Raw genomic sequence first — 19,381 nt, 5'->3', positions numbered from 1 at the left:
GAGACGCCCACCTACCACCATGGGCTCAGGCGCTCCAAAACCTCTGTAGACGGGCTGCAGCGGATTACAGAGAGAGGGATTCGCCGTACTCGCGGGAGCCGTGCAAGCGGAAGGTCTCCAGGGCCTCCGCCCGCATGGCCTCGGCGGCGACGTCGTCACCGAGGGCCTGATGCACCCGGGCGAGATCGCGCAGGGTACGCGCGCGGAACAGGGCGATGCGCAGCGTCTCCCACAGCCGCAGCGACTCCTCCAGATGGCTCTTGGCCTGGTAGAGCCGCCCATCGGCCAGACAGAGCTCGCCCAAGGTGCGCAGCGTGCAAGCTTCCCCCCAACGGTCGTGCAGGTTGCGCGTGGTGACGAGGGCCTCCTCCAGCGCCTGGCGCGCCTCGTCGCATCTCCCCTGGCGTAAGCGCGTCTTGGCCAGCGCGCGCTGGCAGTAGGAGACCATCAGGCGGTCATCGAGGTCGCGGAAGATCGCCAGAGCGCGTTCGCCCAGCTCCTCCGCGCTGTCCAGCTCGCCTGTCGCGCGGCGATGGATCGACATGTTGCGCAGGGTGAGTCCTTCACCGCGGCGGCTGCCGACGTCCTGGTAGAGGGACAGCGCGGCGGTGAGGTCGGCCCACGCCGCGGCGTAATCCCCACAGTCCAGGCGCACCGTGCCCGCCAGCCGCTTGACGTGCGCGAGGGCCACCGAGTCGGCGAGATCGGCCCAGAGCTCCTCCGCCCTGCCGAGGAAATGCAGAGCCTCGGGCAGGTACCCCTGCTCGCGGCAGGCGGCGCCCAGCGCGGCGAGTGTCGTGGCCTCGCCGCGAGCGTCCTCGGCGGTCCGGAACAGGGACAAGGCCTGGCTGAGATACTCGCGCGCGTCGGCGTACAAGTCACGTTCGTAGGCGAGCTGCCCGAGACCGGCGAGCAGTTTCGCCTCCCCGACGGCGTTGTCCATCCGACGGGCGACCGCGAGGGCGGCCTGGTGCGTCCTGTGCCAGGCTGCGAACGGGTTGTCGATGACGTACTGGCTGCCCTCGAAGGCCACCGCCGACAACGCGGATGCCAGCTCGACGGCCAGCTCGTCGAGGTCCATCACCGCCGCGAGCTCGACGGCCACGATCAGGGCCTCCTCCTCCCGGCGGATCCAGGCGCGCGGATCCGCCAGCATCGTGCGCAGCACCTCGTCGCTGACCGGGTGGGCCAGCCCCGTCGTCACCGGCATCGGGATCATGCCCGTGGGTACGGCCGCGCTCAACTGCTCCACCAGCCAGAGCCAGCCGCCCAGCACCCGGGCGATCATCGCCTGACGTTCCGGTGCCGTCTCCTCCGCGAGAGCGCGTTCCTTGGCGAACAGGCGGATCAGATCGTGCAGCCGATAGTGGAGCCGGTCCGCGTGCTCTCCCTCCACGATGTCGACGAGGGACGCGTCGACGAGCTGCTCGAGCACGCGCTCCGCCTCGTCCATGCCGGTCTCCATGGCGGCCGCGGCGACCCATACGGTGAAGTGCGGAAATCCGAGCAGACCGAGACGCCGCAGCGCGGTCCTGTCGGGCGGAGGCAGCAGTTGGTAGCTCAGGCCGATGCTCGCCCGCACCTCCTGGTCACCGACGGCCAGCTCGTCCAGCCTGCGGTGCTCATCGGCCAGCCGGTCGGCCAGCCGCGCCACCGACCACTGGCGGCGAGACGCCAGCCGTGCTCCGGCGATCCGCAGGGCGAGGGGAAGTCCCCCGCACTGACGCACGACACACCAGGCCGCTTCCGGATCGGCGGCGGTCCGCTCCGGCCCGGTGATCTGTGACAGCAGCTCGAACGCCGACTGAGCCTCCAGCAGGCCGAGATCGACGAAGGCGGCGCCGGCCAGCCCGCCGAGTCTGTTGCGCGAGGTCACGATCACCCCGCAGCCACGGGAGCCGGGGAGCAGCGGTCGCACCTGGCTCTCGGAGGCGGCATCGTCCAGCACGACGAGCTTCCGCCGGCCGGTGAGCAGGGTGCGATAGCGGCCGACGCGCTCCTCCAGCGTCGCGGGCAGCGGCGTGCCGGGTGGCTCGAGCTCACGCAGCAGCCGCCCCAGAACCTCCTCCGGGCTCACCGGCGAGTCGGTCGTGCCGCGCAGCTCGACGTGTAGCTGCCCATCGGGGTAGAAGGCCGCGACCTGGGAAGCCGCCTGGAGCGCCAGAGCCGACTTCCCCGCACCGCCCTGCCCGGAAATGACGCACAGCGGCATCGTGGCCGGCCTCATCAGGTGCTCGCACAGCGTCGCCATCTCCTCCGCCCGGCCGGTGAAGTCGGGAACGGGCAAGGGGAGCTGGCGAGGCGCAGCGGCCTTCGCGGCCGCGAGCAGCGCCGGATCCGAACGCAGGATGGACGTGTGCACCTGGCGTAGCTCCGGCCCCGGTTCGATGCCCAGCTCCTCGACCAGGACCCGATGGCCGTGCTGGTAAACGGCCAGGGCGTCGGCTTGTCTGCCCGTGCGATACAGCGCCACCATGAGGTCGCGGCGCAGCCGCTCGCGTCCGGGATGCAGGGCGACCAGCTCGGTCAGCTCCTCGATGAGCCGCTCGTCCCGGCCGGCCGCCAGATCGGCGGCGACCCGCTCCTCGATGACCGTCATCCTCAGCTCTTCCAGCCTGACCGCCTCCGCGCGGAGGAAGCAGTCACCGATCCCACCGAGAGCAGGCCCCCGCCACAGCGTCAGCGCGTCCCGGAAGATCTTCCCGGCCTCCCGGTTGTCACCCTCCCGCGCCGCCTCCCGTCCCTCGGCGACGCGTGCCTCGAAGACGTCCTTGTCCAGCGAGCGAGGAGGAATCTCGGAGAGGTAGCCGGCGCGGTGGGACACGATGACGGAGGCCGACCCCGCATCGCGGAACGCCCGGCGCAACGAGGCCACATAGGTGTGCAGCAGTGCCTTCGCGGTGGGCGGCGGATCTTCGGCCCAGATCGCGTCGATGAGCCGCTCTCTGGTGACCACCCGGCCCGGGTCGAGCAGGAGCGCCGCGAGCAGGGCCCGGGGCTTGGCTCCGCCCAGGGGCACCTGGTGTTCTCCACTCCACGCTTCGACTGGGCCGAGCAGGCGAAACTCCATCACAACCCCCAACTCGCGCACCGAGGCTCAGCACACTGAGAAAGACGCAGATTTCGCTATAAGAGGCATTCCATCACCTCTAAAGGCTTTTTGGAGGAGTCATGACGATGCTCCTCTCAGAGCCGAAAAGAGGGGAATGCGTGTTGAACAGATTCTCTGGCCGGGCCATCGCGAGTGCCACGGCCTTGATACTGCCGACGGCCGCCATGATGGCGTTGACCGCGGCCCCTGCCGCCGCGGCGACACGAAGCGACATCGTGAGCATCGCCCAGCGAGAGCTGGCTGATGGCGACCGCAACGTCGAGCGGCCCGCGGGCAGCAACTGCAACTACTACACCGGGGTCTTCAGAACCTGGAAACCGTCGAACGGGTGCGGTTCGGCCGAAGGCGTCCAGTTCCGCGACAGTGACTGGTGCGCCGACTTCGCCAAATACGTGTGGAAGGCAGCGGGGGTCCGCCACGCCGACGTCGCGGAAACGAGCGGCGGAGTACTGACAGGGTGGGCCGCGTCTTTCAAGGACTACGGCACCACCTATGGGACCTGGCACAACCGGTCCAGCGGTTACACCCCACTACCCGGCGACGCTGTCGTCTTCGACTGGGACCAGAGCGGCGACATCGACCACGTTGGCATCGTCACCTCCGCCAACGCCGGCACGGTCTTCACCATCGAGGGCAACAGCGGCGACCGGACCAGGTCGAAGAGCTACTCGCGGGGCGACGCCGACATCGTCGGGTACAGCGCGCCGGTGGGCGTCACGAACGAGACTCCTGCGGAGCCGGAGGACGCGACGGGTGAGGCCGCGGACTTCGACGGGGACGGCAGGCCGGATCTGCTGGGGACGCTCAGTGACGGTGAGTTGCGGGTGTATCTGGGCACGGGAGAGCCGGGTTCGCCGAGTGTGACGGGGTCGGGTGCGGAGATCGGCAGCGGATGGAATCCGATCACGCGGATCTCGGTGGGTGATGTCGACAATGACGGCAAGGTGGACCTGCTGGGCCGGCACAGTGACGGGACTTTGTACGCGTTCTTGAACGCGAGCACGGTGGGTTCGGTCAACGTGCGTAATCGGGTGACGATCGGTTCGGGCTGGAACGGCATCACCCGGGTGAACATGGCCGACATCGACAACGACGGCAAGGTCGACGTGATCGGCCGCAACAGCGAAGGCGTGCTGTACGCCTACCTGAACAAGGGCGTGCCGGGGGCGCCGGACATCACCACCCGGGTGACCATCGGCTCCGGCTGGAACGGCATCACCCGGGTGAACATGGCCGACATCGACAACGACGGCAAGACCGACGTGATCGGCCGCAACAGCGAAGGCGTGCTCTACGCCTACCTGAACAAGGGAACCCCGGGCGCACTGGACATCACCACCCGGGTGACGATCGGGTCCGGCTGGAACGGCATCAGCGTGGTCAACGTGGTCGACATCGACAACGACGGCAAGACCGACGTGGTCGGCCGCAACAGCGAGGGCGTGCTGTACGCCTACCTGAACAAGGGCGTGCCGGGGGCGCCGGACATCACCACCCGGGTGACGATCGGTTCGGGCTGGAACGGCGCGAACCGGCTGACGGTCGCCGACATCGACAACGATGACAAGCCCGACATCGTGGCCCGCTTCGCCGACGGCACCTTGAACGCGTACCTGAACAAGGGCGTGCCGGGCGCGCCTGACATCACCACCCGGGTGACCATCGGCTCCGGCTGGCACATCATCACCCGCCTGGCCGTCATCAACTGACCTCTACCCGCTTTCGCGCCGGCCTTCCGCCCGCGACTCCGGGGGCCGGCGCGTCACCTCTCAGGATCATCGCTCACCGAAGGAGCACACTCATGCCCAGAACACTCGCCTTACGCCTCGGCGTCGCCACCACGATCACCGCCTGCGCTCTCGCCGCCATGGCCACCCCCGCGATGGCCGATCCGGACCCCCGCCCGACGACGGCGTCCGACGTCACCGCCGCCTATCAACTGGCGGCATGCGACCCGAACGGCCCCACTTCCACCGACGCCTCGCTGGCTACCCAGCTCAACAGCTCCCTGCGGGCCAAGATGCGGGGTTACATGTCGGCCTACCGCGTCTCCTGTGCGCGGATGGTGGTCGAAGCCGTGCATGACCGGGGGCTGGATCCCCGAGCCGCCGTGATCGCCATCGCGACCACGATCGTGGAGACCAGCATCCAGAACATCAGCGAGGAAGTCGACCACGACAGCCTGGGACTGTTCCAGCAGCGCGCCTCGTGGGGAAGCCGCGCCCAGAGGCTCGACCCGACCTGGGCGACCAACGCGTTCCTCAACAAGATGATCAAGCTGTACCCGAACAACTCCTGGAAGACCGCACCCATCGGGGAGGTCTGCCAGGCAGTGCAGGTGTCGGCATACCCGTCCCGCTATCAGCCGGAGGCCGCTGACGCGCAGCTGATCGTCAACGCCATCCTGCCCTACGTCAGAGGGGTTCCCCCGGAGCCGGAGGACGCGACGGGTGAGGCCGCGGACTTCGACGGGGACGGCAGGCCGGATCTGCTGGGGACGCTCAGTGACGGTGAGTTGCGGGTGTATCTGGGCACGGGAGAGCCGGGTTCGCCGAGTGTGACGGGGTCGGGTGCGGAGATCGGCAGCGGATGGAATCCGATCACGCGGATCTCGGTGGGTGATGTCGACAATGACGGCAAGGTGGACCTGCTGGGCCGGCACAGTGACGGGACTTTGTACGCGTTCTTGAACGCGAGCACGGTGGGTTCGGTCAACGTGCGTAATCGGGTGACGATCGGTTCGGGCTGGAACGGCATCACCCGGGTGAACATGGCCGACATCGACAACGACGGCAAGGTCGACGTGATCGGCCGCAACAGCGAAGGCGTGCTGTACGCCTACCTGAACAAGGGCGTGCCGGGGGCGCCGGACATCACCACCCGGGTGACCATCGGCTCCGGCTGGAACGGCATCACCCGGGTGAACATGGCCGACATCGACAACGACGGCAAGACCGACGTGATCGGCCGCAACAGCGAAGGCGTGCTCTACGCCTACCTGAACAAGGGAACCCCGGGCGCACCGGACATCACCACCCGGGTGACGATCGGGTCCGGCTGGAACGGCATCAGCGTGGTCAACGTGGTCGACATCGACAACGACGGCAAGACCGACGTGGTCGGCCGCAACAGCGAAGGCGTCCTGTACGCCTACCTGAACAAGGGCGCCCCGGGGGCGCCGGACATCACCACCCGGGTGACGATCGGGTCCGGCTGGAACGGCGCGAACCGGCTGACGGTCGCCGACATCGACAACGATGACAAGCCCGACATCGTGGCCCGCTTCGCCGACGGCACCTTGAACGCGTACCTGAACAAGGGCGTGCCGGGCGCGCCTGACATCACCACCCGGGTGACCATCGGCTCCGGCTGGCACATCATCACCCGCCTGGCCGTCATCAACTGACACCCATCGACCGCGGAGGACGGCCTGGCGGCCCCGTCCTTTTCCTGGACGGACTCACCGCGCATCTCGAACCGGGCGGTGGAGGATGGATCATCCTGTCGGACCTGGCCGAGCGCCTCGGACTCAGGACGCGCGGCGAACTGACGGCCGCCATCGAGGCGGCGGGCCTGCGCGTGCTGGACAGGACCGACATCCGGCCGCGGCATCCGCGGGTGAGGGACACCGCTGATCCCCTCCACGCCGCCCGGGCCGCGGAGGTCACCTCGCTCTGGCGTCTCGCCGGCGCCTGACGACGGATCGTCACCGGGCGGGTCCGGCGGGACCTGGACCGTGTCGCTGTTTATGTTGGAAACATGCAGGCAGACAGGCGCCGGGGCGACCACCGCTACCTGCCGATCGGCGAGCACGGGCTGATCGGCGATCTGCGCACGGTTGCGCTCGTCGGCACCAACGGCACCATCGACTGGTACTGCTGTCCCCGCTTCGACGCTCCGTCGGTGTTCGGCTCGATCCTGGACGCCGACCGGGGCGGCTCGTTCGAGCTGGCCGCCGACGTGCCGTACACGACCAAGCAGTTCTACTTCCCGGACACCAACGTCCTGATCACCCGGTTCTTCGCCGACGACGGCGTGGGCGAGATCCAGGACTTCATGCCCGTGGAACGTGACAACACCGAGGTCGACCGGCACCGGCTGATCCGGCGCGTCACCGTCGTACGCGGCCGGCTGCCCTTCCGCGCCCTGGTCGCGCCCCGCTTCGACTACGGACGCCAGCCGCACACCGTCACCCAGGACGGCGGCCTGACCGTGTTCACGTCCCCGGCGCTCGGCCTGACGCTGTTCTCCAGCGTGCCCATCGAGCACGACGGCCGCGACGCCACCGCCCGGTTCGCGCTGCGCGAGGGGGAGCGGGCCGTGTTCGCGCTCGACCGGGCCGCTCCCGGCGTCGAGCCCCGTGGCTGCCCGCTGGAGCAGGCCGAGGAGCTGTTCACCGCCACGGTCGGGTTCTGGCGCAAGTGGCTGTCGGCCTCCCGCTACCGGGGCCGCTGGCGGGAGATCGTGCACCGTTCGGCGCTCACGCTCAAGCTGCTCACGTACGCGCCGACCGGCGGTATCGTCGCCGCGCCGACCACGAGCCTGCCCGAGCAGATCGGCGGCCGGCGCAACTGGGACTACCGGTACGTGTGGGTGCGCGACGCCGCGTTCTGCGTCTACGCCCTGCTCCGGCTCGGCTTCACCGAGGAGGCCGAGGCGTTCATGGGCTTCCTGGACAAGCATGTCCGGCTGGACGGCAGCTGCCCCGCCGGGCCGCTGCAGATCATGTACGGCATCGACGGCCGCCGCGAGCTGCCCGAGGAGGAGCTGCCGCAGCTGGAGGGCTATCGCGGCTCGCGTCCCGTCCGGATCGGCAACGACGCGGTCGGCCAGCTCCAGCTCGACATCTACGGCGCTCTCATCGACTCGGTCTACCTGTACAACAAGTGGGGCACGCCCATCTCCAGCCGGCGCTGGGACGAGCTGTGCACGCTGGTCGACTGGGTCTGCACCCACTGGGACCAGCCGGACGAGGGCATCTGGGAGACGCGCGGCGGGCGCAAGAACTTCACCTACTCGCGCCTGATGTGCTGGGTCGCGATCGAGCGCGCCATGCGCATGGCGATCCAGCGGGGCCTGCCCGCCGACATGCCGCGCTGGCGCGAGAGCCGCGACGCGATCTACCGCGACATCATGGAGCACGGCTGGTCGGAGCGGCTGCAGGGGTTCGTCCAGCACGCCGGCGACGAGGTGCTCGACGCCGCCGTGCTGATGATGCCGCTGGCGAAGTTCGTCTCGCCGACCGACCCCAAGTGGCTGTCCACGCTGGACGTGCTCGGCGACGCGCTGGTCTCCGACTCCCTGGTCTACCGCTACGACCCGGAGCAGAGCCCGGACGGGCTGGAGGGCCCGGAGGGCACGTTCTCGATCTGCTCGTTCTGGTACGTCGAGGCGCTGTCGCGGGCCGGCCGCCTCGACGAGGCCCGCCTGGCCTTCGAGAAGATGCTCACCTACGCCAACCATCTCGGACTGTACGCCGAGCAGATCGGGCACACCGGTGAGCAGCTCGGCAACTTCCCGCAGGCGTTCACCCATCTGGCGCTCATCAGCGCGGCCTTCAACCTGGACCAGGCGCTCGGCTGATCAGTTGGGGGCGAGCAGGCAGAACTCGTTGCCGTCGGGGTCGAGCAGCTCCACCAGGCCGCTGCCGTGCCCCCGGTCGCCGGCGAGGCTCGCGCCGAGGGAGAGCAGGCGCTCGATCTCGGCCTGCTGGTCGCCGCCCTCCGGGGGAGTGAGGTCGAAGTGCAGCCGGTTCCTGCCGTGCTTCGTGGCGACCGGCGGGCCGCCCCACGTGATCTTCGTGCCGCCGCGCGGCGACTGGATGGCGGTCTCCTCGTCCTGGTCCCAGACCAGCGGCCAGCCGAGCGCCTGGCTCCAGAAGTAGCCGACCGCCTGGGTGCCGTCGCTGGCGAGCGCGCCGATGAACCCGCATGCGGCGAGGAACTTGTTGCCCGCCTCGATCACGCAGAACTCGTTGCCCTCGGGGTCGGCGAGCACCACGTGGCCCTCCTCCGGGCGCTGCCCGACGTCGATGTGCTGCCCGCCGAGCTCCAGGGCCCGCGCCACCGTCCGCTGCTGGTGCTCGGGGGAGTCGCTGGTCAGGTCGAAGTGCGCCTGGTTCTGGCCGATCTTCTTCTCCAGCGTCGGCAGGAAGCGGAGCTCGAAGCCGGTCTCGTCGTCGGGCGGGAGCACGACGCCGTCGTGGCGGCCGTCGGTGAGCTTCCTGCCCAGCAGCCCGGCCCAGAACCGGCCGAGTCCTACGGGGTCGTGCGCGCCGAAGCAGAGCGCGGTGAGCTGCGAGCTCATCAGATCTCCCATCCGGTGGAACGGCGGGCGCGGACGGGCACACGTCTCCGCGCCGCGCACATGACCCACGTCACGCTAGCCAGCCGCGGATCCGCGACGCGAATGCTTTTCCGCTCGGCTCAGAGCCCCTGCCCGGTGCCCAGGCCGCGCAGCAGGGTGTCCACCAGCCGCGCCGCCAGCGCCTCGGGGTCGCCGTCGCGGTCCTGCGCCGACTCGTGGATCAGCGCGTAGTAGACCCGCCGCGCCCAGCGGAGGTCGACGTCGGCGCGGAGCATCCCGGTCTCGCGGGCTCTGGCGAACAGCCGCTCGCAGCGCTCCTCCGCGTCGGCGTGCACCTGGGCGGCCGCGTCGGTGGTGTACGCCAGGTTCATGGCGAAACCCCAGTCGATCTTGACGCGCAGCACGTTGGCGGTGACCTGGTAGAGCGCGACGAGCGGCGGCGTGGTCTCGGGATGGGCGGCGTCCACGGCCTCGGCGAACCGCCGGGTGGCCCAGTCGGCCATCGCGGCCACCAGCGCGTCGCGGGAGGCGAAACGGCGGTGCACGGTGGTGCGCGCCACTCCGGCGGCCTCGGCGATCTGCTCCATGCTCGCCGCCGGGTTCTTGCTGAGCACGCGCTCGGCGGCGGCGAGGATCGTCCGGACTGTCCGTTCGGCGTCGGACCTCAGTGCCCGTGTCGTCCCGCTCATCCGTACAGGATACGCCCTGGTCGCCACTCAACACCGAACTTGCAACATTAGTGTTGCAAGTTCTAAGGTGAACGCATCTGAAGTGACGCAGCTTTCCGAAGGAGAACGTCATGGACCTGCGACTCACGGGCAAGACCGCCGTCGTGACCGGCGCCAGCAGGGGCATCGGGCTCGCCATCGTGCGGGCGCTCCGCGACGAGGGCGTACGGGTCGTCGCCGCGGCCCGTACGATCACGCCCGAGCTCAAGGAGACCGGGGCCGTCGCGCTGGCCGCCGACCTGTCCACCCCCGAAGGCCCCGCCGGGCTGATCGAGCGCGCCCTGGCCGAGCTGGGCGAGCTCGACCTGCTGGTCAACAACGTGGGAGGGGGCGACATGGGCGACCGCCCCGTCGGCGGCTTCCTCGACGCCACCGACGACCACTGGCTGCGCGACCACGAGCTGAACTTCCTCAGCGCCGTGCGCGCCACCAGGGCCGCCATGCCCAGCCTGGTGCGCAACCGCGGCACGGTGATCAACATCTCGTCCAACGGCGCGCGCCTGCCGCACGCCGGGCCGGTCACGTACACGACCGCGAAGGCGGCGCTGACGGCGTTCGGCAAGGCCCTCGCCGAGGAGTTCGGGCCGCAGGGCGTGCGGGTCAACACCGTCTCGCCCGGCACCACCCGCACCTCGCTGTGGGAGTCCCCCGACGGGTACGGCGCGGCGCTGGCCGGCGCGCTCGGCGTGGAGCACGAGCAGCTCCTGGCGCAGTTGCCGGCCGGCACCGGGATGACCACCGGCAGGCTCGTCGAGCCCGGCGAGGTCGCCGCGCTGGTGACGTGGCTGGCCTCGCCCCACGCCGCCAGCGTCACCGGGGCCGACTACGTGATCGACGGCGGCGCCGTCAAGACGGTCTAAGCCCGTATTGACCCGGTGGGCGGTCATCGCCCAGACTACGGTCCAAACCGGACAATTGCGTCCGGTTCGAGGGAGGCGACTTCCGCGATTCGAGAGGGGCCGAGTTGACCGACCACTGGGACAGCATCGTCGACGTGCTCGTCGCGGGCTCGGGCGCGGCGGGCCTGACCGCCGCCATCGCCGCCGCCGACCGCGGACTGGACGCCCTGGTCGTGGAGAGCACCCCGCGCTGGGGCGGCACCACGTCCGTCTCCGGCGGCGGCCTCTGGATGCCGGCCAACCCGCTCATGCTGCGCGCCGGCGTCCGCGACTCCGCCGAGGAGGCCCTGCGGTACATGAACGAGGTCATCGAGGAGGCCGGCCCCGCCTCCTCGCCCGAGCGCAGGAAGGCGTACGTGCGGACCGCCCCCGAGGTGGTCGCCTTCCTCGGCCGCCTCGGCGTGCGCTGGCGCAGGTCCCCCGACTACCCCGACTACTACCCCGACCGGCCCGGCGGCAAGGTGGGCCGGGCGATCGAGGTCGCGCCGTTCGACACCAAGCTGCTCGGCGCCTGGTACGACAGCGCCCGCTCCAAGGAGAGCGGCATCCCGCTGCCCCTCATGACCGACGACGTGTGGCTGCTGTCGCGCGCCTGGTCCACCCCGGGCGGTTTCGTACGCGGTGCCCGGTTCGTCTTCCGCACGCTCGGCCAGTACGCCGGCGGCAGGCGGCCGACCGGCATCGGCGGCTCGCTCGCCGCCTCGCTCATGCACATCGTCCGCACCCAGCAGACCCCCGTCTGGCTGTCCGCCCCGATCGTCGACCTGATCATCGAGGACGGCGCGGTCGTCGGCGCGGTCGTGGAGCGGGGCGGCCGCGCCCGCCGGATCCGCGCCAGGCGCGGCGTCGTCCTGGCCGCCGGCGGGTTCGCCAACAACGGCGCATGGCGGCGCGAGCACCACGGCATCCCCGGCTACTCCTCCGCCCCCGAGGGCGACCTGGGCACGGTCATCGCGATGGGCGCGAAGGCGGGCGGCGCGCTGGCGCTCATGGACGACGCCTGGTGGGGCGCGTCCCTGCTCGGCCCCGACGGCGAGCCCCGCTTCCTCGTCGCCGAGCGCTCCCTGCCGTTCTCGATCATGGTGAACGCCGCCGGCGAGCGTTTCACCAACGAGTCGGCGTCCTACATCGACGTCGGGCACGACATGCTCAAGCACGGCGAGGCCGGCCCGATGTGGATGATCACCGACGTCCGGCACACCCGCCGCTACCTCAACACCGCCGTCGCCGGGCAGGCCGGGAAGTGGAAGCGGGCGGGCCTGCTGGCCGAGGCCCCGACCGTGGAGGCGCTGGCCGCCGAGATCGGCGTCGACCCCGTACGCCTCGCCGCGACCGTCGAGCGCTTCAACGGCTTCGCCCGCACCGGCGTCGACCCGGACTTCGGCCGCGGCCGCACCGTCTACGACAACTACTACGGCGACCCGCGGGTCAAGCCCAACCCGAACCTCGGGCCGCTGGAGAAGGGGCCGTTCCGCGCGTTCCGCGTCTATCCCGGCGACCTCGGCACCAAGGGCGGCCTGCTCACCGACGAGCACGCCCGCGTGCTGCGCGAGGACGGCGGCGCCATCCCCGGCCTGTACGCGGCGGGCAACACCACCGCCTCCGTCATGGGCCGCACCTACCCCGGCCCCGGCTCCACCATCGGCCCGGCCGTCGTCTTCGGCTACCGCGCCGCCCGCCACGCCGCCGGCGACCCCGCCTGACGGCCCCCGCGGCCGGCGTACGGAACAGAGCGCCTCCCGAGGCACACCGGATGGGTCGCGGTAAGAGACCGACCTCTAATCCCAGTGGTGGAAGCCTTGGCCGGTCTTGCGTCCCAGGTGTCCGGCGGCGACCTTGTCGCGCAACAGCCGCGGAGGCGCGAACCGGTCCCCGAGCTTCGCGTGCAGGTATTCGGCGATCGCGAGGCGGACGTCGAGCCCGACGAGGTCGGTCGAGCGCAGAGGTCCCATCGGGTGCCGATAGCCGAGTTCCATCGCCTTGTCGATCGCTTCGGCATCGGCGACGCCTTCTTCGAGCATGCGGATCGCTTCGAGGCCCAGCAGAACACCGAGCCGGCTGGTGGCGAAGCCGGGTGAGTCCCGTACGACGACGTCGGTCTTACCCAGGCCGCGGACCCAAGCGCGGACGCGCTCCACGACGTCGGCGGCCGTCTCGGCTGCGGTGACGACCTCGACCAGCTGGGACGCGGGGACGGGGTTGAAGAAGTGCATCCCGAGGAACCGGGCCGGGCGCTGGAGAGCGGCGCCGAGTTCGGCGATGGACAGCGAACTGGTGTTACTGGCCAGCACAGCCTGATCGCCGACTGCTGTCTCCGCGCGGGTGAGGACGTCGACCTTGAGGCCCGGCTGTTCCGGCACGGCTTCGACGACCAGCTCGGCCCTCGCCGGCAACGCGGCGAGGTCGTCGACGACCTCCACACGGGCGAGTACGAGGTCCGGCGCGCCGGCGAGTTTCCCGCGTTCAGCCGCTCTGGCCAGGCCGTCGGCGATGCGGCGGCGCGTTGCCACGGCATCGCCGGGCTCCACCACGGTCACCGCGGCGCCCCGGGCGGCGAAGACCTGCGCGATCCCGGCACCCATCCGGCCGCCGCCGATCACGCCGACCGTCGTGGGCATCTGCACTGTGGTCACCCTCTTCTCCGTTCCAGGAACTCTGTCATGCGGGTGTGTTTGTCCTCGGTCTCGAACAGGACGGCCTGGGCCAGGTCGTCCGCCAGCGGGTGGAGGCCGGGGGAGTCGAGGACCAGCTTGGTCAGTCGCAACGCCGCGGGCGACAACGCGGCCATCCGGTCCAGCAGCCGGTGCCCGGCGTGGAGAAGCTCACCCGACGGGACGATCTCGGTGACCAGGCCGCACCCGAGGGAGGCTTCGGCGTCCAGCCGTCGCCCGCCGAGCAGCACCTGTTTCGCCACGGATGTGCCGACCAGTTCGGCCAGCCGCCAGCAGGCTCCGGCCGCGGCGATGATGCCCAGGCCGGGTTCGGGATTGGCGAACACGGTGGCCGGCGTGGCCAGCCGGAGGTCGCAGGCGTAGGCGAGCTCGGCGCCACCGCCGATCGCGTAGCCGTCGACCGCGGCGACAGTGGGCATCGGGAGCCGGGCGATGCGGTCGAAGAGCCTGCTGTTGATGCCTTGCAGGGCTTCGTCCCGGCCGCGTTCGCGCAGTTCGGCGATGTCGGCGCCGGCGGCGAACACTCCGCCCGCGCCGGTGAGCAGCAGCAGCCGGGGCCGGCGTTCGAGCAGGGCGCAGACGGCGTGCAGTTCGTCGATCATCGGCGCGTTGATCGCGTTGCGGGCGGCTGGACGGTTCAGCGTGACGACGACGCGGTCGTCGCGCTCGTCCACGACGAGAGCGTTCATCCGCGGTCCTGCCCGGCGATGCCGCGGGAGATGAGGTCGTCGGCGTCCACGCCGCATTCGTCGAGCAACGCGCGGGTGTGCCGGCCGAGCGCGGGGACGTCACCCATACGGGCTTCGACGTCGGCGAACGTCACCGGCGGCAGAAGGGCGTCCACCCGGGCGTGCTCCGTGCCGATCGTGCGCCAGCGGTCGCGGGCGCGCAACTGGGGGTGATCGACGACCTGGCCGACGTCCTTGAGCTGGGCGGCGGGGATGCCGGCTGCGGCGAGCCTGGCGTCGAGTTCGGCGCTGGACCAGCGGGAGGTGCGGGCCGAGACCAGGGCATCGCACTCTGCGCGGTTGCGTACGCGCTGGACGTTGGTGGCGAAACGCGGGTCGCCGGCGAGTTCGGGGGCGTCGAGGACGGCGGTGACGAGGGTGCGCCAGCCGGCGTCGTTCTGGACGCCGATCAGCATCTTGCCGTCGCGGGTGGGGAACGCGTCGTACGGGGCGATCGAGCTGTGGCTCAGCCCCATCCGTTCCGGCGGTGTCCCGGCGTACATCTGGGTGTAGAGGGCGTAACCCATCCACTCGACGGTGGCTTCGAGCATCGAGACTTCGATCGTCGCGCCCTCGCCGGTACGCGCGCGACGCAGCAGCGCCGCCAGCACGGCCTGCGTACAGTACATCCCGCTGGCGATGTCGGCTGTCGGGATGCCGGTCTTGACCGGAGTGTCCGAGGTGCCGGTGATCGCGATGAGCCCGGCCTCCGCCTGGATCAGCATGTCGTACGCCTTGCGCTGCTCCATCGGCCCGCCCGCGCCGAACCCCGACAGGTTCACCACGACGAGCTCGGGCTGTGCGGAGCGCAGGCCGCCGAGGCCGAGGCGCGCCGCGGCGCCGGGGGCGAGGTTCTGCACGAAGACGTCGGCCTTCGCGACGAGCCGCCGGACCACGTCGCGTCCCTCCGATGTCTTGAGGTCGAGGGCGATCGACTCCTTACCGCGGTTCAGCCAGACGAAGTGCGCGCCGGTGCCGTGCACGGCCTGGTCGTAGCCGCGGGCGAAGTCGCCGCCGTCGACGCGTTCGACCTTGATCACGCGGGCGCCGAGGTCGGCGAGGTTGCGGGTGGCCAGCGGCGCGGCGACGGCGTGCTCGATGGTGACGACGGTGACGCCGTCGAGTGGACGGGTCATGTCCGCTTCCTCTTCTCGGCGCGGACGAGGCCGCCGCCGATGATGAGACGCTGGATCTCGCTGGTGCCCTCGTACAGCCGCAGCAGCCGGACGTCGCGGTAGACGCGCTCGACCGGCACCTCGCGGATGTAGCCGCTGCCGCCGTGGATCTGCACCGCCAGGTCGGCGGCCTTGCCCGCCATCTCGGTGCAGAACAGCTTCGCGGCCGACGGCGCGATCCGGCGGTCCTCGCCGGTGGTGTAGAGCCGCGCGGCCTCGCGGGCGAGGGCCCGGCCGGCGAGCACGCCGGTCTGCTGGTCGGCGATCATCGCCTGCACGAGCTGGAATTCCCCGATCGGCGTGCCGCCCTGGGTCGCCGCGGCGGCGTAGGCGACCGACTCGTCCAGCGCCCGCTGCGCGGCGCCGACGGCCAGGCCCGCCATGTGGATCCGGCCCCGGGCCAGGGACGTCATCGCCGCCTTGTACCCGACCTCCTCGTCCCCGCCCACCAGCGCCTCAGGGCCCACGCGGACCTGTGTGAAGGTCACGTCCGCGGTGCGGGAGCCCTCCTGCCCCATCTTGGCGTCGTGCACTCCGATCTGGATGCCTGGCGTGTCCGCGGGCACCAGGAACACCGCGATGCCCGTGCCGGAGGCCGACGCCGGCCGGGTACGGGCGAACACCACGAACAGGCCGGCCTCGGTGGCGTTGGTGATGAACCGCTTGCCGCCGTCGATGACCCAGCCGTGGCCGTCCGGTGTGGCGGTGGTCCGCAGGCCGGCCGGGTTGGATCCGGCGCCGGGCTCGGTGAGCGCGAAGGAGGCGACGATCTCGCCGGAGGCGATGCCGGGCAGCCATCGGGCCTGCTGCTCCGGGCTGCCGAACCCGACCAGGACCTGCCCGGCGATGCCGTTGTTCGTGCCGAACATGGACCGCAGCGCGAGCGACGTGTAACCCAGCGCCATGGCCACCTCGACGTCCTGGACGAGGTCGAGACCGAGCCCGCCCCACTGCTGGGGGATCGCGTAGCCGAACAATCCCATGTCAGCGGCCTGCCGGCGTAGATCGGCGGGAACAGCGTCCGTGTTCATGATCTCCAGCTCGCGCGGCATGACGCGGTCGCGAACGAAGTCCTTGATCTGGCTGAGGACGTCTGCGAAGACGTCGCCGGGGACGTCGGGGTTGCCGGTGTACATAGCGACCACCGTCCCCCACCGATTGAGATCAGTCCAATACTTGATGAGTCCTTGTCTGATACTTTGAGGGCAATAATCGCGCGGGGGAAGGAGCCGGCGGTGGAGCTGCAGCAGCTGCGGTGTTTCCTGGCCGTGGCCGAGGAGCTGCATTTCGGGCGCGCCGCCGAACGGCTGCACGTCGCTCAGCCGCCGCTCAGCCGTACGATCAAGCAGCTGGAGCGGGAGCTGGGCACGCGGCTGTTCGACCGCAACACCCGGTCGGTCAGGCTCACCGCCGGCGGGCAGGCGCTCGTGGGCCCGGCCAAGGACGTCCTGGCCGGCCTCCGTCGTGCGGAAGAGGCGGTACGTTCCGCGGACGACGGCGAGGTCGGGCTGGTCCGGATCGCGTTCGCGGGTGTGTCGACGCACCCGCTCGTGGCGCGCCTGGCCCGGGCGGTGCGCTCCCGGCGGCCCGGCATCGAGCTGGAGTTGTCCAGCCAGAACTTCGCGCAGCCGGCGATGCGCAGGCTCGTCCGGGGTGAGACCGACCTCGCCTTCGGCCGATGGGACGTGATTCCCGCTGATGTCGCCGCGCGGGTGGTGATGCCGGACTCGCTGGTCGTCGCGCTCCCCGCCACCCATCGGCTCGCCGGCGCCGGCCGGCTGGAGACCGGGCAGCTGGCCGAGGAGACCTTCGTCTCGCTGCCGCCGCACGACGGAGCCGTGCTGCCCGACCGGTTGCGGCGGCTCGCTCACGCCGCCGGTTTCGTCGCCGACATCGCCCAGGTCGCACCCGACACCCAGACCGCGCTGGCGCTGGTCAGCGCCGAGGTGGGCTGTCACCTGACCTTGGCCTCGGTGGCACGGAACGTGACCGATCCGCACGTGGTGTTCGTGGCGCTCGACGACGCGCCGCACGACGTCGACCTGCGCGCGGCGTGGCGGCGTGACGACGGCCGTCCGGCGCTGCGGGGCGTGCTGACCGAGCTCTTCGCGCTGGGGGACGCCTCCGCACAGCCGTGCGCAGGGTGAGCGCCTGATCCGTCACCGCCTGACCGGTCTTCTCGTCCGTGCGGCCTTGCAGAGCTTCGTGGCCAGGTCGGCCAGGACGGCGGCAGCCTTACGAAATTCCATGCCTGGGCATCGCGCTGGTTGAACTCCTCGTCCTGGATCGCCGATCCCAGGGCTGCGATGAAGCCGGTGGGGGAGAAGACGCCGAGCAGGTACTGGCTGTCGCCGGTGAGGGCGCGCACGTAGCCGCGGGTGAACTTGCCCGGCCGGTTCTCCGACAGGTCGATGTGCGCCCGGACCTCCTCCCACATGCGCGCGATGATGTGCTGGTAGACCGCGTGGATCAGGGCGTCCCGGGTGGGGAAGTGGTACATGAGCCCGCCCTTGGTGACGCCTGCGGCGCCGGCGATGTCGACCAGGCTCACCTGGGCGCCGCGTTCGGTGAAGGAAGGCGTCGCGGGCGGCGGCCAGGGCGGCGGTGTCGGTGACGGTCGCCGTGGTGGCGGCCAGTGACTGCCGCACGGCCGCGGGCAGGCCGGCGGGTACGGTCAGATTGGCGTGGTACGTGGCGACCTGGATCGAGCCCAGGACCGCGATGCCCAGCGCGCCGCCGAGCTCGTAGCCGGTCTCGGAGATCGAGGACGCGGCGCCGGCCCGTTCCGTGGGGACCGAGGTGACCACGGAGTCGGTGGACAACGTCATGGACAGCCCCACGCCGAGGCCGAGCACGACCAGGAAGACGCCCAGCCCCCAGTACGACGGGGCGGCCGCGAACAGGCCCAGGCCGACGAGCCCGGCGGCGGAGGCCGGGACTTTGAACAGCGAGACGTCCAGCAGCGGGAAGGCCGGCCGTCGCCGGCGGCGCAGGAACACCCAGCCGGCGACCAGACCGAGCGCCGGCGGCGGCCGAGACGGTCGCGTCCAGGCCGGTGCCGACCCCGTGCTTGATCGCGTACACCAGCGGAACGATCGCCAGGATCGACAGCACCGAGGAGAGCAGGTCCCGGGGCGGAGCGGGTGTTCCCCTCGGCGGGCGTCGGCCGGGCCGGGTCAGAGGCGGCGGGCAGTGCGCCGACGAGTTCGCCGATCTGCCGGGTCAGCGTGCTCCTGCATGCGGCCGGCCGAGCGGGTCCTTCGGCCGGTAAAGGCCGCCCGGCGGATCGGAGCGGCGGGCCGGAGCGGCGGGGCGGGTAGGCTGGCGGCCATGACCGAGCGTCCTTCCCCAGTCGTGACCGCGGATCAGCACGCGCAGGTCAGCGGGTGCGACGTGCAGTTCGTGGACGTGTTCAAGGTGCTCGGCAAGCGCTGGAACGGCATGATCATCGTCGCCCTGATGCAGCGGCCCGCGCGGTTCAGCGAGCTCGCCAAGATGATCCCCGGCATCACCGACGGCATCCTCTCCGACCGCCTCCGGGAGCTGATGGCGGTGAGCCTGGTGGAGCGGCAGCTCGCCGACGGGCCGAGCACGGCCGTCCTCTACCGGCTCACCCCGGTCGGCGAGGACCTCCGGCAGGCCTTCCATGAGCTGCGTGAATGGGCCGCCCGCAACAGCCTCGGCGAGCTCTGCCGCTGACGGGCCGGCGCGGACGCCCGTCCGCCCGCCGGCGGCGGCCCCCGTTCGCCGCCGGCGGCGAC

Annotated in this window: 14 protein-coding genes and 1 pseudogene; 7 read left to right on the top strand and 8 right to left on the bottom strand. The window is 70.9% G+C overall.

Annotated features, from left to right (window positions below):
• Window positions 1-64 precede the first annotated feature (64 nt).
• Entirely contained in the window at window positions 65-3,019 is a 2,955-nt protein-coding gene (locus tag SMD20_RS09585; protein ID WP_329577852.1) for an AfsR/SARP family transcriptional regulator, read from the bottom strand.
• A 152-nt stretch (window positions 3,020-3,171) separates the two neighbouring features.
• Between SMD20_RS09585 and SMD20_RS09580 the strand changes: the two genes are divergently transcribed.
• The 3 genes from SMD20_RS09580 (at window position 3,172) to SMD20_RS09570 (ending at window position 8,695) form a co-directional block, all read left to right on the top strand.
• Complete coding sequence (locus tag SMD20_RS09580; RefSeq protein WP_329577850.1) at window positions 3,172-4,821, top strand: FG-GAP-like repeat-containing protein; 1,650 nt, start codon at window positions 3,172-3,174, stop codon at window positions 4,819-4,821.
• 158 nt (window positions 4,822-4,979) lie between these two features.
• A complete protein-coding gene (locus tag SMD20_RS09575) occupies window positions 4,980-6,518 on the top strand; it encodes an FG-GAP repeat domain-containing protein (protein ID WP_329577847.1) in 1,539 nt (512 codons plus the stop codon).
• 353 nt (window positions 6,519-6,871) lie between these two features.
• Window positions 6,872-8,695, top strand: a complete 1,824-nt coding sequence (locus SMD20_RS09570; RefSeq protein ID WP_329577845.1) for a glycoside hydrolase family 15 protein — start codon at window positions 6,872-6,874, stop codon at window positions 8,693-8,695.
• Here SMD20_RS09570 and SMD20_RS09565 read toward each other — a convergent pair whose 3' ends face one another.
• Together SMD20_RS09565 and SMD20_RS09560 are read right to left on the bottom strand one after the other, a co-directional pair.
• A complete protein-coding gene (locus SMD20_RS09565) occupies window positions 8,696-9,418 on the bottom strand; it encodes a VOC family protein (protein WP_329577841.1) in 723 nt (240 codons plus the stop codon). It abuts the gene before it with no gap.
• Window positions 9,419-9,537: 119 nt separating this feature from the next.
• Window positions 9,538-10,107, bottom strand: coding sequence for a TetR/AcrR family transcriptional regulator (locus SMD20_RS09560; protein ID WP_329577838.1), 570 nt, complete (start codon window positions 10,105-10,107; stop codon window positions 9,538-9,540).
• A gap of 110 nt (window positions 10,108-10,217) precedes the next feature.
• On the opposite strand from SMD20_RS09560, the gene SMD20_RS09555 reads away from it, so the two are divergent.
• The gene (locus tag SMD20_RS09555; protein WP_329577836.1) at window positions 10,218-11,006 is read left to right on the top strand and encodes an oxidoreductase; all 789 of its coding nucleotides are present in this window, start codon (window positions 10,218-10,220) and stop codon (window positions 11,004-11,006) included.
• Between the two features lie 104 nt (window positions 11,007-11,110).
• Window positions 11,111-12,748 carry an FAD-dependent oxidoreductase gene (locus tag SMD20_RS09550; protein WP_329577834.1) on the top strand — a complete coding sequence of 546 codons (1,638 nt, stop codon included), beginning with the start codon at window positions 11,111-11,113 and terminating at the stop codon, window positions 12,746-12,748.
• 75 nt (window positions 12,749-12,823) lie between these two features.
• Here the strand turns inward: SMD20_RS09550 and SMD20_RS09545 are convergent, their stop codons facing one another.
• The 4 genes from SMD20_RS09545 to SMD20_RS09530 are packed head-to-tail and all read right to left on the bottom strand — an operon-like array spanning window position 12,824 to window position 16,756.
• Window positions 12,824-13,663, bottom strand: a complete 840-nt coding sequence (locus tag SMD20_RS09545) for a 3-hydroxyacyl-CoA dehydrogenase family protein (RefSeq protein WP_329592483.1) — start codon at window positions 13,661-13,663, stop codon at window positions 12,824-12,826.
• Window positions 13,664-13,674: 11 nt separating this feature from the next.
• Complete coding sequence (locus SMD20_RS09540) at window positions 13,675-14,406, bottom strand: enoyl-CoA hydratase/isomerase family protein (protein WP_329577831.1); 732 nt, start codon at window positions 14,404-14,406, stop codon at window positions 13,675-13,677.
• A complete protein-coding gene (locus SMD20_RS09535; RefSeq protein WP_329577829.1) occupies window positions 14,403-15,581 on the bottom strand; it encodes a CaiB/BaiF CoA transferase family protein in 1,179 nt (392 codons plus the stop codon). The genes SMD20_RS09540 and SMD20_RS09535 overlap by 4 nt, the downstream gene beginning before the upstream one ends.
• Window positions 15,578-16,756 (bottom strand): acyl-CoA dehydrogenase family protein, encoded by a 1,179-nt coding sequence (locus SMD20_RS09530; RefSeq protein WP_329577827.1) that lies wholly within the window; start codon window positions 16,754-16,756, stop codon window positions 15,578-15,580. Before SMD20_RS09530 ends, SMD20_RS09535 begins: the two co-directional genes overlap by 4 nt.
• A 99-nt stretch (window positions 16,757-16,855) precedes the next feature.
• Between SMD20_RS09530 and SMD20_RS09525 the strand changes: the two genes are divergently transcribed.
• Window positions 16,856-17,767, top strand: coding sequence for a LysR family transcriptional regulator (locus SMD20_RS09525; RefSeq protein WP_329577825.1), 912 nt, complete (start codon window positions 16,856-16,858; stop codon window positions 17,765-17,767).
• 323 nt (window positions 17,768-18,090) lie between these two features.
• Here the strand turns inward: SMD20_RS09525 and SMD20_RS48335 are convergent.
• Window positions 18,091-18,180: pseudogene (locus tag SMD20_RS48335) on the bottom strand (TetR family transcriptional regulator); the annotation flags it as partial.
• Between the two features lie 770 nt (window positions 18,181-18,950).
• Between SMD20_RS48335 and SMD20_RS09520 the strand changes: the two are divergent.
• Window positions 18,951-19,319 carry a winged helix-turn-helix transcriptional regulator gene (locus SMD20_RS09520; RefSeq protein WP_329577823.1) on the top strand — a complete coding sequence of 123 codons (369 nt, stop codon included), beginning with the start codon at window positions 18,951-18,953 and terminating at the stop codon, window positions 19,317-19,319.
• The last annotated feature ends 62 nt before the right edge of the window (window positions 19,320-19,381 follow it).

Source organism: Nonomuraea sp. LP-02, from assembly GCF_036289125.1.
GTDB lineage: Bacteria > Actinomycetota > Actinomycetes > Streptosporangiales > Streptosporangiaceae > Nonomuraea > Nonomuraea bangladeshensis.
This window is presented reverse-complemented; position numbering and strand designations above follow the sequence as displayed.

Bases quoted from the DNA above. Each gene is read 5' to 3' on its own strand.
- SMD20_RS09580 (WP_329577850.1), top strand. From the start codon at position 3,172: ATGACGATGCTCCTCTCAGAGCCGAAAAGAGGGGAATGCGTGTTGAAC.
- SMD20_RS09575 (WP_329577847.1), top strand. From the start codon at position 4,980: ATGGCCACCCCCGCGATGGCCGATCCGGACCCCCGCCCGACGACGGCG.
- SMD20_RS09570 (WP_329577845.1), top strand. From the start codon at position 6,872: ATGCAGGCAGACAGGCGCCGGGGCGACCACCGCTACCTGCCGATCGGC.
- SMD20_RS09565 (WP_329577841.1), bottom strand. From the start codon at position 9,418: ATGAGCTCGCAGCTCACCGCGCTCTGCTTCGGCGCGCACGACCCCGTA.
- SMD20_RS09560 (WP_329577838.1), bottom strand. From the start codon at position 10,107: ATGAGCGGGACGACACGGGCACTGAGGTCCGACGCCGAACGGACAGTC.
- SMD20_RS09555 (WP_329577836.1), top strand. From the start codon at position 10,218: ATGGACCTGCGACTCACGGGCAAGACCGCCGTCGTGACCGGCGCCAGC.
- SMD20_RS09545 (WP_329592483.1), bottom strand. From the start codon at position 13,663: ATGCCCACGACGGTCGGCGTGATCGGCGGCGGCCGGATGGGTGCCGGG.
- SMD20_RS09540 (WP_329577831.1), bottom strand. From the start codon at position 14,406: ATGAACGCTCTCGTCGTGGACGAGCGCGACGACCGCGTCGTCGTCACG.
- SMD20_RS09535 (WP_329577829.1), bottom strand. From the start codon at position 15,581: ATGACCCGTCCACTCGACGGCGTCACCGTCGTCACCATCGAGCACGCC.
- SMD20_RS09530 (WP_329577827.1), bottom strand. From the start codon at position 16,756: ATGTACACCGGCAACCCCGACGTCCCCGGCGACGTCTTCGCAGACGTC.
- SMD20_RS09520 (WP_329577823.1), top strand. From the start codon at position 18,951: ATGACCGAGCGTCCTTCCCCAGTCGTGACCGCGGATCAGCACGCGCAG.